This is a genomic window from Streptomyces sparsus (genome assembly GCF_054776295.1).
Genome location: NZ_BAAHCA010001516.1, coordinates 1 through 751 on the forward strand (window position 1 = coordinate 1; position 751 = coordinate 751).

General features: G+C 75.0%; 2 protein-coding genes. Both read left to right on the forward strand.

Annotated elements, in window-relative coordinates; all coding sequences use genetic code 11:
- On the forward strand, nucleotides 1–194 hold a 194-nt coding region (locus ACYVE9_RS29350), incomplete at its 5' end, for a nicotinate-nucleotide--dimethylbenzimidazole phosphoribosyltransferase (protein WP_461030914.1).
- Nucleotides 195–274: 80 nt separating this feature from the next.
- The coding region (locus ACYVE9_RS29355) for a precorrin-2 dehydrogenase/sirohydrochlorin ferrochelatase family protein (RefSeq protein WP_461030915.1) at nucleotides 275–751 on the forward strand (477 nt) is incomplete at its 3' end.

Genomic DNA, 751 nt, shown 5'->3' on the forward strand with positions numbered 1-751 from the left:
CCGGGCACCGCAGCGCCGAGCCCGGCCACATGGCGGCTCTCACCAAGCTGGGCCTGCGGCCGCTCGTCGACCTCGACCTGCGGCTCGGCGAGGGCACCGGCGCGCTGCTCGCGCTGCCGGTCGTGCAGAGCGCGGCGCGCGCCATGCACGAGGTGGCCACCTTCGATGCGGCGGGCGTCACAGAGAAGAACTGATCCACGCCCCTTACAGTGCTCGTACTCGCCGCTCCACCGCCGCAGCGGCCCAGCAACACCGCCCGAGGAGCCGCTGCACCATGCCGGACATGCCCGCTTACCCCGTAGGACTGCGACTGCAAGGCCGTCGTGTGGTTGTACTCGGTGGCGGCAGCGTGGCCCAGCGCCGGCTGCCCGCCCTGGTCGCGGCAGGCGCCGACGTGCTGCTGATCTCCCCGGAGGCCACGCCGTCCGTGGAGGTCATGGCCTCGACGGGTGAGATCCGCTGGGAGCGCCGCGGCTACCGCGACGGCGATCTGGCGGACGCCTGGTACGCGCTGATCGCCACCAGCGACCCCGACGCCAACACCGCGGCCTCAGCCGAGGGGGAGGCCCGCCGGGTGTGGTGTGTGCGCAGCGACGACGCCGAGGCGGCGACCGCGTGGACGCCGGCCACCGGCCGCAGCGAGGGCGTGACCGTCGCGGTGCTCACCGGCCGTGACCCGCGCCGCTCCGCCGAGGTTCGGGACGCGGTGATCGAGGGCCTGCGGGACGGCAGCCTGCCCGCCCGCCAGCAC